This is a genomic window from Paracoccus lutimaris (assembly GCF_003337565.1).
In the GTDB taxonomy this organism is placed as follows: Bacteria; Pseudomonadota; Alphaproteobacteria; order Rhodobacterales; family Rhodobacteraceae; genus Paracoccus; species Paracoccus lutimaris.
In genome coordinates, this window is sequence record NZ_QPJL01000009.1 from 125,932 (window position 1) to 139,768 (window position 13,837).

Below are 13,837 nucleotides of genomic sequence, written 5' to 3' on the forward strand. Positions count from 1 at the left end.
TTCTTTACGGTTCCGCCCGGCTTAGCATGGCTTTTGCGGCGGCAGAAGCGTCGAGGCGCTATTTCCAGCCGCTGGGCGCCTGCGGGATCGCCGCGTCCCGCACCTGCCTGAGCAGCGCGATCAGCCCCGCGACCTGATGCGTGGCGGTCATGCGGCCCTTTTCGGCAGAGGCCAGATGCGCCTCGCCCACGGTGCCGGCGGGGTTCAGGTCCGAGGATATCCAGCCATAGCTGACCGGCCCGGTAGGCGCGATCGCCGCCCCCTCGGCCGAAGATCGGAAATCGCGCGCGGCGCTCATGTCCACGCAACCCGGCTGAAACTCCAGCATCAGCGAGGTTTCGACATCGCCGCCATGGATGCCGAAATCGCGTTCCTGCGCGGAATAGATGCCGTCGGGCAGGCCAAAGCCCATCCATTGGCATTTGACCGCCAACATTCCCGCCTGCACCCGAAGCTCGCGGGTCAGGATCGAGACCAGATCCAGATTGCCGCCATGGCTGTTGACGATGACGATCTTGCGGATCCCGGCGCGGGCGACCGACAGCCCGATCTGGGTCCATGCCGCCAGCGCGGTCGGCGCATCCAGCGTCAGCGTGCCGGCGGCCCAGAGATGTTCGGTCGATTTGCCCACCGCCTGCACCGGCAGGATGCGGATATCCAGATCCTCGGGGCAGTCGCGGCGCAGGGTGGCCAGCATGCCTTCGGCGATCATGGTGTCGGTGCCGACGGGCAGGTGTGGCCCGTGCTGTTCGATCGCTGCCGTGGGCAGGATGGCGATGATCCGCGCCGGATCGATCCCGGCATATTCCGGGGCGCGGTACTGGGCCCAGTCCAGGCGGCGTGTCATGGGTGTCCTTTCACAGCGGCGCCAGCAGCCGGTCCATCTTGCGGTCGACATGGTCCAGATGCTGCGCCCGGCTTTTGGGGGTCGAGCTGTCCATCAGGTAATGCGCGGCAAAGACGCTGCGCCGGTTCGGCGAACACAGATAACCCACCCCGCGCAGCAAGGTGCGCTTGCCCGGCGCCCCGACCAGCGAGGTCAGCAAGAAGCTGGCGCCGCAGGTGGTAAAGACGCCCAGCCGGGTGATGTGCTGCAAGCCGGGGCGGATGTTCGTGCTTTGCGCATCGGGCATCAGAAAGGCCACCTCGGGCACCATCACCCGGTCCAGCCAGCCTTTCAGCATGGCGGGCGGGCCATACCACCAGGTCGGATAGACAAAGATCAGCGTATTGCACCAGCGCAGCGTCTCGACATCCCACGTGACCGGCAGGGTGTTGCGGGCCGGGTCCAGATAATCGTGCCATTCCTGCTGGCTCAGCACGGGCTGGAAATTCTCGGCGTAAAGGTTGCGCAGGCGCAGCTCGGCACCCGCCTCGCGCAGCTTGGCGCAGACAAGGCTGCAGATCGCCGCGTTGAAGCTGCCGGGTTCGGGGTGGCAATAGACGACCAGCGCACGCATCAGTGTCGCATCCTCGCATAATCATAGGCGCGGGAATAATCCCAGTCCGGCACGTCCCAGGCGATCATCTTGCCGGGATTGAGCAGCCCCTTGGGGTCGGCCTGCCGCTTGAAGTCCAGTTGCCGGGCATCGACGGTCTGGCGGCCGCCCTCCTCAAGCGTATAGCGATGCGGGTTGAAGACCATGCAGCCCATGTCCTCGTGGATGCGGATGATCTCGTCCAGCCGCGCCTCGGTCGAAAAGCGCACGAGGGTCAGGCCGGCCGCGGTCATCACGCCGGTTTCGCGCAGGAATTCCAGATGCTGGATCAGCTCATCGCCGAAACGGGCACGGATGGCACCCACCTTGTCCAGAAGGTCCGGCCCGGCATAGCGCACCTGCAGATAGGTGATCGAGGGATCCACCTTCAGCGCCCGCAGGGTGGTGTGGTTCCAGCCATATTCATAGGCCGGGCCGGGGTCGCGCGCCCAGTCATGGGCGTCAGAGCGATAGATCAGCCTTGCCCCCGGTTCATGGGACAGGAATGACAGGAAACCGTCCATGGAATGGGGCGCGACCATCAGCGCGATGACGCTGTCGGTGTCAGAGACATGGCCCCGGAAGCGCTGGAAATACCGCGCGGCGACCGGCGCCTCGCAGACCGTGGCCAGTTTCAGCAGGATGCCGTCCTGCAAGGCCAGCGCATGGGTCAGCGCGGCGGCGTGGGTGAAATCGTCCAGCGTCAGAAAGACATGCACCCAGTCATAGGCGGGCGCCAGCGGCATCTCGATTTCCGTCACCACGCCATTGGTGCCGTAGGCGTGGCTGACGCGGGCCAGATCCCTGCCGGTGAAGTCAAGGATGCGGGGCCGGGCCTCCATCGTGGCGACGCGGATGCGCAGGATATTGCCGTAATCGCGCAGCATCCCCCAGCGGACCGAGCCGACGCCCCCCGACCCCCCGCAGATGAAGCCGCCAATCGTCGCCGTCCCGGCGGTCGAGGGGAACATGCGCAGTTCCTGCCCAGACTGGTCGCGGGTGATGCGGTCCAGCTCGCGGATGATGGTGCCGGGCTGGGTCACGACGCGGCCGGGACTGATTTCCAGCACCTTGTCCATGTTCTGCATATGCAGGACGCAGCCCCCGGCCAGCGGCATGGCCTGCCCGTAATTCCCGGTCCCCGAGCCGCGCACCGTCACCGGCACGTCATGGGCGTGGCAGGCGGCCAGAACCTCGATCACCTCGTCCTGGGTTTTCGGCATGACCACGAAATCCGCGCTGAGATGGTCCAGCCGATCCTTGAGAACCGGCGAATACCAGAAGAAATCGCGGCTTTTCGCCCGCACGGCGGCGGGATTGTCGTCCAGATCAAGATGCATCAAAGCGGCCTTGGCGGCGGCGATATCCATGGGTCACCTCATCAGGTGGTCAAGCTCAGTATAGTCGGGCAGGTCTCGGTCGATCTGGCGCCCGGCGCGCAGCACGATCCGGTCGGATTGCGGGCGGGCGAACAGCTCGGACCAGTTCCGGGCGCGGCAGATCACCAGATCGGCGGGCGCGCCGGGGGCAAAGCCGGGCGCGGCAAATCCGCAGGCGCGGGCCGGGTTGGTCAGGAACGCGTTGGGCCAGTTGGCGCGGGAATGGTCCAGATGTGCGATGCGGGTCGCCTCGCGCATCACCTCAAGCATGTCCAGATCGCCGTAGGCATAGAACGGATCGCGGGTATTGTCCGAGGCAAAGCTGACATTGATCCCGCGCGCCGCCATTTCATGGACCAAGGTAATACCGCGCCAGCGCGGGGTGCGTCCGGCCTGACGGTCCTGCAGATACAGGTTGCACAGCGGCAGGCTGACGACATGGATCCCGGCGCGGGCGACCAGATCCAGCGTATGCAGCCATTCCGCATCCGGCTGCACCGCCAGCGAACAGCAATGCCCGACCGTGACCGGCGCGTCAAAGCCGGTCTCCAGCACGGTTTCGGCGATGACGCGCAGGCTGGCGGCCTCGGGGTCGCCTGTCTCATCGACATGGAAATCGGCATCGAGGCCCCGTTTTCCGGCATGGGCAAAGAAGGCCCGCAGCCGGTCGCGCAGCCGCGTATCGGGAAATGTCACGCAGCCCAGCACGCCCCGGCTTTCGGCGACCAGATCGGCCAGATCGGCGAATTCGCCGCCCCCCTCCGGGTCGATGCGGTCGATCAGCGTCAGGCAGGCGGCCTGCAGCTCGATCCGGCCGGCCCATTCGTCGCGCAACCGGGTAAATTCGGGAAAGCTGATCCGGCCCTGCAATGCGATGCTGTCCAGATGCGTGCGGATGGCGCTGGTGCCATGGGCATAGGCGCAGCGCAGGGCGAAATCCATCCGTGCGCGCACATCCGGGCCGGACCAATTGGCGGCCCGGTCGGCCTCGACCGTCGACAGCGCGCCGTCGAATGTGCCATCGGGATTGGGCGCGCGGGGCCAGATATGACCCTTGTCCAGATGGGTATGCATGTCGATGAAGGTCGGAAAGACCATCGCCCCGGCCATGTCGAGCTGCGGCAGATCGGGCGCGGGTGCGGCGATGCGCCCGCCGCGCAGGCTGATCGAGATGGTTTGCAGATCGCCCGTTTCCCCGATCAGGCAGGCCGGGGTGGTCAGGTTGGTCAGGGTCAGGTCGCCGCTGGGCAGAACGCGAAAATCCAAGCCGTCAACTTTCCCGCTTCAACGCGCTTTCGTGCCAGTGCCGCAGCGCCAGATGCGAAATCAGCGACAGCACGGCGAAAATCAGCACCCCCAAAGCGGCGATCAGCGCAAGGGCCGCGAACATGCGCGGGATGTTCAGGCGATACCCGGCCTCAAGGATGCGAAAGGCCAGCCCGGTGCCGATCCCGGCTGTGCCCGCGACATATTCCGCCACCACCGCGCCGATCAGCGACAGCCCGCCCGCGATCCGCAGGCCGCCAAGGAAATAGGGCAGGGCCGAGGGCAGTTGCAGATGGATCAGCCTTTGCCAGCGGCTGGCACCATAGATGTGGTAAAGATCGGCCAGATTGCGATCGACCGAGCGCAGCCCCAGCGAGGTATTGGACAGGATCGGGAAAAACGCCACAATCCATGCGCAAAGCAGCAGGCCGACGGTGCGGTTCTCGACATAGATGAAGATCAGGGGCGCAATCGCCACCACCGGCGTTACCTGCAAGACCACCGCAAAGGGATAGAATGACATCTCGGCCCAGCGTGACAGGCTGAAGATCACGGCAAGGCCGACGCCGCCGATCACCGCGACGCTCAGCGCCATCATGGCGATTTTCAGCGTGACCCAGGTGGCCGGGCCAAGGATCGCCCAGTCCTTGACCAGCGTCTGCGCCACCAGACCGGGGCCGGGCAGGATGTAATGCGGGATCTGGTTCCAGACCACGATCCGGTCCCAGATCACCAGCGCCGCGACGATGGTCAGGGCCGGCATCAGCCAGCGGCCGATGCGTTCGGCGCGGGCGCGGCGCAGGCGGGCGGTTTCCTCGGTGTCCAAAGCTTCGGTCATGCGTCACCTGTGGCGCGGGACAAGGCGGCCGAAACCGCGCGGCATTGCGCGGCATAATCGGCCGAGGTGCGGAATTCCTCGTCCCGGCGGGGGGCGGGGACGGTCAGTTCCTCGGCCACGCGGCCGGGGCGGGGGGCCATGACCACGATGCGGTCCGACAGATAGACGCTTTCAAAGACCGAATGGGTGACAAAGATTACCGTGCAGCCCAGCCGGTCGCGCAGCGCCAGCAGGTCGTCGTTCATCTTGTTGCGGGTGATTTCGTCCAGTGCCGCAAAGGGCTCGTCCATCAGGATCAGCCGGGGCTGCGTGACCAGCGCCCGGGCGATGGAGACGCGCATCTTCATCCCGCCCGACAGCTCGCGCGGATAGGCATTGGCGAAGCTGCCCAGACCCACCATCTCCAGCGCCTGCGCGATGCGGGGGCGGGCGTCGGGCAGGCTTTCGCCCCTTAGCCGCAGCGGCAGCCAGACGTTCTTTTCCACCGTCGCCCAAGGCATCAGCGTCGGTTCCTGAAAGACCACGCCCAGATCGCCGCTGTCATGCTTGCCCTGCCAGCTGACCTTGCCGGTAGTGGGCTGCATCAAGCCGGCGATCAGCCGCAGCGCTGTCGATTTCCCGCAGCCCGACGGCCCGAGAAGCGAGACGAACTCGCCCGTGGCCACCCGCAGGTTCATGCCCGAAAGTGCGGTGACGCCGCCGGCAAAGACCTTGCCGACGCCGTCCATCCGCAACAGATCGGACCCTTCTGTCACGCTTATTTCTTCATCTCCATGCCGACGCCCTTGCCGACGAAATCCAGCGTATAGGCCTTGGAATAATCCAGATCGGGCGAGATGGCGCCCGCCTCGGCCATGTCCTTGAAGAAGCCGTCGATATGTTCCTTGGTCATCACCCCGATGCCCTTTTCCAGCGCGTCGCCGGAATCGACGATGCCGTAGGCCTTCATCTGCTCGCGCGCGAAGGCCAGTTGTTCGTCGGTGATTTCGGGGTTGTCGGCCTTGATCCGGGCATCGGCCTTGCTGGCATCGCCGTAAAGGTAATTGTACCAGCCCTTGGCCGAGCCATCGACAAAGCATTGCACCACCTCGGGGCGGGTGGCGACGGTATCGGCCATGGTCTCGATCAGGGTGGAATAGGTGCCGTAACCCGCATCGGCCAGCAAAAGCGAGTCGGGCGTCCAGCCGGCCTCTTTCTGGACCATCAGCGGCTCGGACGAGACATAGCCCTGAATGGCGGTGTTCTCGTCAGCGATAAAGGGGGCCATGTTGAACGTATAGACCTCGCGCTGTTCGTCGGTGAAACCATGCGCGGATTTCATCCACAGGTAATACGAGGCAAAGCCCTCGTCGCTGACATAGATTTTCAGCTTTTTCAGGTCGTCAAAGGTCTTGCCCTTGCCGGGATGGGTCAGAAAGACCTGCGGTTCCTTTTGAAAGGTGGCGGCGACGGCGACGACCGGCACGCCTTCGGCGGCGGCGTTGAAGGTGGACAGCAGGTTGCCGGCCATGTTGAAGTCGATCTTGCCGGCCAGCATCATGGCGCGGTTGTTCACCTGCGGGCCGCCGGGCACGATGGTGACGTCAAGGCCGCATTCCTTGTAGGAGCCGTCCTCGACCGCCTGATAATAGCCGCCGTGTTCGCCCTGGGCGACCCAGTTGGTGCCGAAGCTGACTGCGGTCTGGGCCATGGCCGCGGGCGCAAGGCCAGAACCGGCCAAGGCAGACAGAATCAGGATGCGTTTCATGGTAACTCCTGTTGGGGCGCTGGAATTCCTGTTTGCTTTCGGGGGCATGGTGCATGGCCAATGGCCATTGCGCAACGAAAGCTTTCGCAGAATTGAGTCTTTTCAGCATGATCTGCCCATCTTGACCGTATCGGAGTGCTGGATCAGGATCGCGGCCATGCAGGCCCTGAACCCCAAAACCATCGCGGCGCCCTTTGGCCGCTATTCGCATGGCGTCACGACCCGAGGCGGCGGACGGCTGGTCCTGACCTCGGGGCAGTTGGGGTTGCGCCCGGACGGGGTGGTGCCCACGGGCGCGCTGGATCAGGCGCGGCAGTGTTTTGCCAATTGCGCCGCCATTCTGGCCGAGGCCGGTCTGGGTCCCGGCGACGTTCTGCGCATCAATGCCTTTGTCACCGACAGGGCGCATTTTCCCGACTATATGGCGGCGCGGGATGAATTCCTGACCGGGATCGAGGTGCTGCCCGCCTCGACCCTGGTGATCGTTTCGGGCTTTACCCGGCCGGAATTTCTGGTCGAGGTGGAATTGACGGCAATGGAAAGGCCCCGATGAAGAACGTGATTTTCGACCTTGGCGCGGTGCTGATCGAATGGGATCCGGCCTTCGCTTTCGCCGATATCTTCACCACCCGCGAGGCCGCCGAGGCCTGGCTTGAGCGCGTCGATTTCGACAGCTGGAACCGTTTTCAGGATGGTGGGCGCAGCTTTGATGACGGCGTGGCCGTCGCCCGCGCCGCCCATGGCGACGAGGCCCGCCACCTTGAGGGCTATCTGGACGCCTATCCTCTGACCATCCAGACGCCCGTGCCCGGCAGCTGGGAAATCGCCGAGGCGCTGCTGGCGCGGGGCGTGCCGCTTTATGCGATCACCAACTGGTCGGCCGAGACATGGCCGCATGCGCTGGCGCTTTATCCCCGGCTTGAGGCGATCTTCAACGACATCGTCGTTTCGGGGCAGGTCAAGCAGTTGAAGCCGGCAGCGGCGATCTATCGGCTGCTGATGGACCGCAACGGGCTGGAGGCCAGGGATTGCATCTTCATCGACGACAGCATGGCTAATGTCGAAGGCGCCCGCGCGGTCGGCATGGATGCGATCCATTTCACCGGCGCCGAGGCGCTGGGCCGGGAACTGGCGGCGCGCGGGGTATTTTGATGGCTGCAATGATTTGGGCTTCACGCATTTGATCGACGACGATTCAGTGCTGACAGGTGAGCTTGCGAACTGGCCTACGAAATCCGCACTGGCCGAGATCTTCAGGTCGGACGGATATCTGGTCGCATTCTCGCGCCGCGTGTCAAAAAACCTTGCCAATGCCGGGCTGAGACATCGTCTTGAGATATATTCCGGGACCGGTGAACTGGTCGCCGATCTGCATCACGATTGGCCGAAAGACTGGTAGGCTTGCGGTAAAACCGGCCAAAATCACCAGCGGGCGCAGATATTTTACCTTCACGCGCCCGGATTCACGTCCCAGTCACAGCGCGATCACGCCCCTTGTGGCAGAATCAATTCACGACGCGGCGAAAGGCACAGCCGCAGGGCCAGTTCTTCAGCCAGCGCGTCGGGTCTTTGGTTCATGAGGTGCGACGATGGTAACGAGTTTCCACAAGCCGACCTTCAGGGACGGGCAAGGGGCCGCGGCAGTCAGCCATGACCCCCTTGGTATCCCCGAGCCGATCAGCATCGGGCGCGATCGTCTTGCCGCGCTGGATGCGGCCTTCTGGGCACGTCCTGTCCGGGGCCGCGTCGTGAATGTCGATCTGCTCCGCCCGTCCCTGCCGGGGGCACAAAGCAATTTGAACAGCTATTTCAGCAACCGACGAGGCATGCTTCATCCGCCGTCGCCGGGGTGAGCGGGGAACGATATTTCATCCCCTTCGCGGATCAGGGCGCCCGGGGCCCGATGGCTCCTCAGTCCCCCCTCCCGGCAGATCCGGCCCGGGGCTCTGCGATCCGCCAAGCCATGCCGCCGCGCCCAGCAGGGCCGGCGGCATGCGCATTATGCCACCAGCTTCGCCGCGTGGCGCAGCGCCAGCTGATAGCCATGGGTGCCGAACCCGGCCATGACCGCATCGGCGCGCAGGCTGACATAGGAATGGTGGCGAAAGCTTTCACGCTTGTGGACATTCGAGATATGCACCTCGATCACCGGCCCGTCAAAGGTGTTCAGCGCATCCAGAACCGCGACCGAGGTATGGGTCAAGGCGGCCGGGTTGATGATGATCGCCTGCGCGTTCTGCCGCGCCTCGTGAATCATGTCGATGATCGCGCCCTCGTGGTTCGACTGGAAGAAGACGATTTCAACGCCCAGCTCCTGCGCCAGCGCGCGGCAATCGGCCTCGACATCGGCAAGGGTGGTGCTGCCATAGATTTCCGGCTGGCGCTGGCCCAGCAGGTTCAGGTTGGGGCCGTTCAGGATATAGACCGTGGGCATCGTATTCTCCGCAGATGTTGCGCGCAGCCTAGCGCGGGCTAGTCCAGTTCGGCCAGAAAGATATAGCCGGCGCCGTAGATGGTCTTGATCAGGCGCGGGTTCTTGGGGTCCTCGCCAAGCTTGGTCCGCAGGCGCGAGATGCGCACATCCATTGCCCGGTCAAAGCTTTCGCCGGCCGTGCCGCCCAGCGTCTCAAGCATCTGCGTGCGCGAGATCAGGCGGCGGGGATTGTCCAGAAACATCCGCAGGACCTCGGCCTCGGCATGGCTGATCGGGGTTTCCACCCCCTCGGGCGAGGTCAGCGAATAGCGGTCGAAATCTGCCGACCAGCCGGCGAAACGCACGCGCTGGCGGCCGGTATCGCTGTCGCGCTGGGGTTTGCGCAGCCGGGCGCGGATGCGGGCCACGACCTCGGCCGGCTCAAAGGGCTTGGTGATATAGTCGTCGGCGCCCAGCTCGAGGCCCGTGACCCGGTCCTGCACCTGCGCCCGCCCCGAGATGATGATGATCGCCGCGCCGGATTCGCGCGCCAGCCGGTGAACCAGCGCCAGCCCGTCGCGGTCGGGCAGGCCCAGATCGATCAGGCAGGCATCGGGCTGGATGCGGCGCAGCGCCGCCTCGAATTCGGTGGCGCGGGCGAATGCGGTGGTGCGAAAGCCGGCCTCCTCCAGCGCGGCGGAGAGCAGCCGGCGGATTTCCGGCTCGTCATCCAGAATGGCGATCAGGGGCGCGTCAGTCATCGGTCCTTGCCATGGCCGCAGCCAGTTCGATGTCGTCAAAGGGCTTGGTCAGGACCGGACAGTCAAGCCCCGACCTGCGCGCATCGCCGGGAGGCAATGCCGTCATCAGGATGCCCGGCAGGCCCAGCCCCAGCAGTTCCGTACCCGAGCCGTCGCCCAGCTGCAGGTCCGACAGGATCAGCGTCAGGCCGGGCAGATCGGTCAGGCCGCGCGCCTCGGCCACGGATGCCGCCTCGATCACCGAATGGCCCTGTGCGGTCAGCATCTCGCGGATATGAGTGCGGATGGCGTCGTCATCCTCGGCCAGAAGCACCAGATGCGGGCGCGCGGCGCGCAGCGGCAGGCGGATGGTGACCTGCGCGCCATGCCCGGTATTCGACAGCCGCAGGGTGCCGCCGGCCAGCTTGATCTGGTCATAGACCATGGGCAGGCCCAGCCCGGTGCCCTGACTGCCCTTGGTGGAATAAAACGGCTCGGTCGCGCGGGTCAGGGCCTCGGGCGAAAAGCCGGGGCCGGTATCGCTGACCGCGATTTCGAGCCAGCGCCCGGCGGGGCGGGCCTCGACGGTGATGCGGCCCGCGCCCTGCATGGCGTCGCGGGCGTTCAGGACCAGGTTCAACAGCGCGTCCTGCAAGGCGCCGGGGTCCAGCATGATCCGGCCCGGCAGTCCCTCGGCGCGGGTGGCCAGCCGGATGTTCATGCCCAGCGTCGGCTGGGTCATGGCCGCCAGCTCGTCCAGAGCCGCGCCCAGATCGACCGGCTGCGGGTGATATTCGCGCCGGCCGGTCAGCGCGGCGATCCCGTCCAGCAGCGTGACCCCGCGCCGGGCGGCGGCCAGCGTCGCCTGCACATCCTCGGCCTGTTCCGGCGCAAGGCCGGCGCGCGCCAGCCGCCCCTGCAGGCCAAGGATGATGGTCAGCAGATTGCCGAAATCATGCGCCATGCCGGAGGTGACCTGCGCCGCCACGGCGCGCTTTGCGGCATGGGTCAGGGCCTCGCGCGCCTGTACCTCGGCGGTGACATCGGTGGACAGGATATAGGCGCCCCGCCCGGCCTGATCGGGGGTCAGCGCGATGCGGATGCGCCGGCCCGAAGGCGGGTGGGTGATTTCAAACACCTGCGGCTGGCCGGCAAAGGCGCGGTCCATATGCGGGCGGATGCGGTCAAAGGTATCCCGCCCCAGCACGCATTCGGCGGTCTGGCCGACGATATCGGCGGCGACGCCCGGAAAGACCGCGAAAAGCTGGTTGTTGGAGAACGTATAGCGATAGTCGCGGTCCATATGGGCGATATGGGCGGGGACCATGGCGGTGACTTGCCGGGTGCGGGCCTCGGATTCGGTCAGGATGCGCTTGGCTTCCTCCAGCGCGGCATTGGTCGAGGCCAGCGCGCGGTTGGCGGCGGCCAGCCGTTCGGCATGGTCCAGCGCCAGTTCGGAAAGCTCTTCGGAGCGGGCGCGCAGCAGCTGTTCCTGACGCTTGATCTGGGTGATGTCGGTATAGACCGCGACCCAGCCGCCCTGCGACAGCGGCGCCCCCTCGACCGAGATCCAGCGGCCATCGGGGCGTTTTCGTTCCATGTAATGGGGCTGGAAGGTGCGGGCCTGTTCGACGCGCTCGCGCACGGCGGCCTCGGGATAGGCTTGCGGCCCGTATTCGCCGCGCCGGACCAGATAGCGGATCGTGTCCTCGAATGTGGCGCCGGGACGGGTCAGTTCGTCCGGCAGGTCGAACATCGCCTGATAGGGCCGATTGACCACCGCCAGCCGCAGATCCGCATCGAAAATCGAGATTGCCTGCTGAATCAGGTTCAGCCCGGAGCGGGTCAATGCGGTGTGCCGGTCGTCAGCCATGGCCATGATTAACATTGCCTCGCGGTTGTAACAATTCGTAGGATTCGGGAAAAACTGGCGCAAGGATTGCCGCGCTAATCTGCGCTTGCCGAGGGAAAGAGGAGCCCGCCGGCCAGGGGAGGTGACATGCAGAACCCGCAGGCGGCCGAGGCCGGATTGCAGTCGATTCCGGCGCTTCTGGCGCGCAATGCCGATCGCTTCGGCAATATGCCCGCTTACCGCGAAAAGGAATTCGGCATCTGGCAAAGCTGGACCTGGTTCGACGCCGCGCGGCAGATCCGCGATCTGGCGCTGGGGTTTCTGGTGCTGGGGCTGCGGCCGGGCGATCATATCGCCATCATTGGCCGCAACCGCCCGGCGCATTACTGGTCCATGGTCGCCGCCCAGATGTGCGGCGCGGTTCCGGTGCCGCTGTATCAGGACGCCGTGGCCGACGAGATGGCCTATGTGCTGGAAAACTGCGGCGCGCGTTTCGTCGTCTGCGGCGATCAGGAACAGGTGGACAAGGTGCTTGAGGTGGGCGAGCGCGCCCCCGGCGTCGAACACATCATCTATACCGACAAGCGCGGGATGCGGAAATACGACCATACCCGCATGAACGCCCTTGCCCATGTTCAGGCCGAGGGCCGCGCCGCCGAACCGCGTCTTGGCGCGGAACTGGACGCCCTGACCGCCGGTCTGGGCTACGACGATACCTGCGTGATGCTTTATACCAGCGGCACCACCGGCAAGCCCAAGGGCGTGGTGCTGTCGAACCGCAACATCATCGAGACCGCCCGCAACACCGCCGGTTTCGACAAGCTGCAGCAGCGCGAGGAAGTGCTGGCCTATCTGCCCATGGCCTGGGTCGGCGATTTCATCTTTTCGGTCGGGCAGGCCTATTGGGCCGGCTTTACCGTGAACTGCCCCGAGGGCGCGCAGACCATGATGACCGACCTGCGCGAGATCGGTCCCACCTATTTCTTTGCCCCGCCCCGCGTCTTTGAAGGCCAGCTGACCAATGTCATGATCCGCATGGAGGATGCCGGCGCCATCAAGCGCTGGCTGTTTCGCCATTACATGGATCTGGCCCGCCGCATCGGCCCGCAGATCCTTGAGGGCAAGCCGGTCGGGCTGCTGAACCGCATGCGCTATGCGGTGGGCGATCTGCTGATCTATGGCCCGCTGAAAAACACCCTAGGCTATTCGCGCATCCGCGTCGGCTATACGGCGGGCGAGGCCATCGGCCCGGAAATCTTTGATTTCTATCGCAGTCTGGGCATCAACCTGAAACAGCTTTACGGCCAGACCGAGGCTTCGGTCTTTATCACCCAGCAGCCGGACGGTCAGGTGCGCTCGGATACGGTCGGCGTGCCCTCTCCGGGGGTCGAGGTCCGCATCGCCGAGAATGGCGAGGTCTTTTACCGCAGCCCCGGCACCTTCGTCGAATATTTCCGCAATCCCGACAGCACCGCCTCGACCAAGGACGCGCAGGGCTGGGTGGCGACGGGCGATGCCGGTTTCTTCGAGGAAGCGACCGGGCATCTGCGCATCATCGACCGCGCCAAGGATGTCGGCAAGATGGCCGATGGCCGGATGTTCGCGCCCAAATATGTCGAGAACAAGCTGAAATTCTATCCCAATATCCTTGAGGCGGTGGTCTTTGGCGCCGGGCGGGATTTCTGCACCGCCTTCATCAATATCGACCTGACCGCGGTCGGCAACTGGGCCGAGCGCAACAACATCGCCTATGCCAGCTATCAGGAACTGGCCGGCCATCCGCAGGTCTATGAGACGATCCGCGAGCATGTCGAGGCGGTGAACGAATCCGTCGCCGCCGACCCGATGCTGTCGGGCTGCCAGATCAGCCGCTTTCTGGTCCTGCACAAGGAACTGGACCCCGATGATGGCGAGATGACCCGCACCCGCAAGGTCCGCCGCAACATCATCGCCGAGAAATACGCCGACCTGATCGCCGCGCTTTACGATGGCCGCGACAGCGTCAGCACCCGCACCGAGGTCACCTATGAAGATGGCCGCAAGGGCGAGATCCGGGCGACCCTGCGGCTTGAGGATGCGCGGGTGATCCCGACGCAAGCAATGCACAGGGTGGCGGCGGAATGA

14 protein-coding genes are annotated in these 13,837 nt (G+C 65.1%); 4 read left to right on the plus strand and 10 right to left on the minus strand.

What is annotated here, in order from left to right; all coding sequences use genetic code 11:
- Positions 1-58: 58 nt before the first annotated feature.
- From DFP89_RS10300 to DFP89_RS10330, 7 genes are read right to left on the minus strand one after another with little or no spacing between them, the layout of a single operon-like run.
- Positions 59-847 carry a creatininase family protein gene (locus tag DFP89_RS10300; RefSeq protein WP_114349301.1) on the minus strand — a complete coding sequence of 263 codons (789 nt, stop codon included), beginning with the start codon at positions 845-847 and terminating at the stop codon, positions 59-61.
- A 10-nt stretch (positions 848-857) separates the two neighbouring features.
- A complete protein-coding gene (locus tag DFP89_RS10305) occupies positions 858-1,460 on the minus strand; it encodes an NAD(P)H-dependent oxidoreductase (protein ID WP_114349302.1) in 603 nt (200 codons plus the stop codon).
- Positions 1,460-2,848 (minus strand): FAD-binding oxidoreductase, encoded by a 1,389-nt coding sequence (locus DFP89_RS10310; protein WP_114349303.1) that lies wholly within the window; start codon positions 2,846-2,848, stop codon positions 1,460-1,462. Before DFP89_RS10310 ends, DFP89_RS10305 begins: the two co-directional genes overlap by 1 nt.
- 3 nt (positions 2,849-2,851) lie before the next feature.
- A complete protein-coding gene (locus tag DFP89_RS10315) occupies positions 2,852-4,123 on the minus strand; it encodes a cytosine deaminase (protein WP_114349304.1) in 1,272 nt (423 codons plus the stop codon).
- Positions 4,124-4,127: 4 nt separating this feature from the next.
- Positions 4,128-4,961, minus strand: a complete 834-nt coding sequence (locus tag DFP89_RS10320) for an ABC transporter permease (RefSeq protein WP_114349305.1) — start codon at positions 4,959-4,961, stop codon at positions 4,128-4,130.
- Positions 4,958-5,716, minus strand: coding sequence for an ABC transporter ATP-binding protein (locus tag DFP89_RS10325; protein ID WP_425452658.1), 759 nt, complete (start codon positions 5,714-5,716; stop codon positions 4,958-4,960). Before DFP89_RS10325 ends, DFP89_RS10320 begins: the two co-directional genes overlap by 4 nt.
- A 2-nt stretch (positions 5,717-5,718) precedes the next feature.
- Complete coding sequence (locus DFP89_RS10330) at positions 5,719-6,708, minus strand: ABC transporter substrate-binding protein (RefSeq protein WP_181870302.1); 990 nt, start codon at positions 6,706-6,708, stop codon at positions 5,719-5,721.
- A gap of 157 nt (positions 6,709-6,865) precedes the next feature.
- Between DFP89_RS10330 and DFP89_RS10335 the strand changes: the two genes are divergently transcribed.
- Genes DFP89_RS10335 through DFP89_RS20515 form a run of 3 tightly spaced genes read left to right on the plus strand, consistent with a single transcriptional unit; the run spans position 6,866 to position 8,107 of the window.
- Positions 6,866-7,261, plus strand: a complete 396-nt coding sequence (locus DFP89_RS10335; RefSeq protein ID WP_114349338.1) for a RidA family protein — start codon at positions 6,866-6,868, stop codon at positions 7,259-7,261.
- Entirely contained in the window at positions 7,258-7,860 is a 603-nt protein-coding gene (locus DFP89_RS10340; RefSeq protein WP_114349307.1) for an HAD family hydrolase, read from the plus strand. Before DFP89_RS10335 ends, DFP89_RS10340 begins: the two co-directional genes overlap by 4 nt.
- Positions 7,861-7,888: 28 nt before the next feature.
- Positions 7,889-8,107: a hypothetical protein gene (locus DFP89_RS20515; RefSeq protein WP_147273302.1), complete on the plus strand. Its 219-nt coding sequence runs from the start codon at positions 7,889-7,891 to the stop codon at positions 8,105-8,107.
- Between the two features lie 600 nt (positions 8,108-8,707).
- Here the strand turns inward: DFP89_RS20515 and aroQ are convergent.
- From aroQ to DFP89_RS10365, 3 genes are read right to left on the minus strand one after another with little or no spacing between them, the layout of a single operon-like run.
- Entirely contained in the window at positions 8,708-9,142 is a 435-nt protein-coding gene (gene aroQ, locus DFP89_RS10355) for a type II 3-dehydroquinate dehydratase (protein ID WP_114349310.1), read from the minus strand.
- Positions 9,143-9,180: 38 nt separating this feature from the next.
- Complete coding sequence (locus DFP89_RS10360) at positions 9,181-9,882, minus strand: response regulator transcription factor (RefSeq protein ID WP_114349311.1); 702 nt, start codon at positions 9,880-9,882, stop codon at positions 9,181-9,183.
- The gene (locus DFP89_RS10365; RefSeq protein WP_114349312.1) at positions 9,875-11,740 is read right to left on the minus strand and encodes a PAS-domain containing protein; all 1,866 of its coding nucleotides are present in this window, start codon (positions 11,738-11,740) and stop codon (positions 9,875-9,877) included. Before DFP89_RS10365 ends, DFP89_RS10360 begins: the two co-directional genes overlap by 8 nt.
- A gap of 120 nt (positions 11,741-11,860) precedes the next feature.
- Between DFP89_RS10365 and DFP89_RS10370 the strand changes: the two genes are divergently transcribed.
- Positions 11,861-13,837, plus strand: coding sequence for an AMP-binding protein (locus DFP89_RS10370; protein ID WP_114349313.1), 1,977 nt, complete (start codon positions 11,861-11,863; stop codon positions 13,835-13,837).

Bases quoted from the DNA above. Each gene is read 5' to 3' on its own strand.
- DFP89_RS10310 (WP_114349303.1), bottom strand. From the start codon at position 2,848: ATGGATATCGCCGCCGCCAAGGCCGCTTTGATGCATCTTGATCTGGAC.
- DFP89_RS10360 (WP_114349311.1), bottom strand. From the start codon at position 9,882: ATGACTGACGCGCCCCTGATCGCCATTCTGGATGACGAGCCGGAAATC.
- DFP89_RS10340 (WP_114349307.1), top strand. From the start codon at position 7,258: ATGAAGAACGTGATTTTCGACCTTGGCGCGGTGCTGATCGAATGGGAT.
- DFP89_RS10370 (WP_114349313.1), top strand. From the start codon at position 11,861: ATGCAGAACCCGCAGGCGGCCGAGGCCGGATTGCAGTCGATTCCGGCG.
- DFP89_RS10330 (WP_181870302.1), bottom strand. From the start codon at position 6,708: ATGAAACGCATCCTGATTCTGTCTGCCTTGGCCGGTTCTGGCCTTGCG.
- DFP89_RS10305 (WP_114349302.1), bottom strand. From the start codon at position 1,460: ATGCGTGCGCTGGTCGTCTATTGCCACCCCGAACCCGGCAGCTTCAAC.
- DFP89_RS10300 (WP_114349301.1), bottom strand. From the start codon at position 847: ATGACACGCCGCCTGGACTGGGCCCAGTACCGCGCCCCGGAATATGCC.
- aroQ (WP_114349310.1), bottom strand. From the start codon at position 9,142: ATGCCCACGGTCTATATCCTGAACGGCCCCAACCTGAACCTGCTGGGC.
- DFP89_RS10335 (WP_114349338.1), top strand. From the start codon at position 6,866: ATGCAGGCCCTGAACCCCAAAACCATCGCGGCGCCCTTTGGCCGCTAT.
- DFP89_RS10365 (WP_114349312.1), bottom strand. From the start codon at position 11,740: ATGGCCATGGCTGACGACCGGCACACCGCATTGACCCGCTCCGGGCTG.
- DFP89_RS10320 (WP_114349305.1), bottom strand. From the start codon at position 4,961: ATGACCGAAGCTTTGGACACCGAGGAAACCGCCCGCCTGCGCCGCGCC.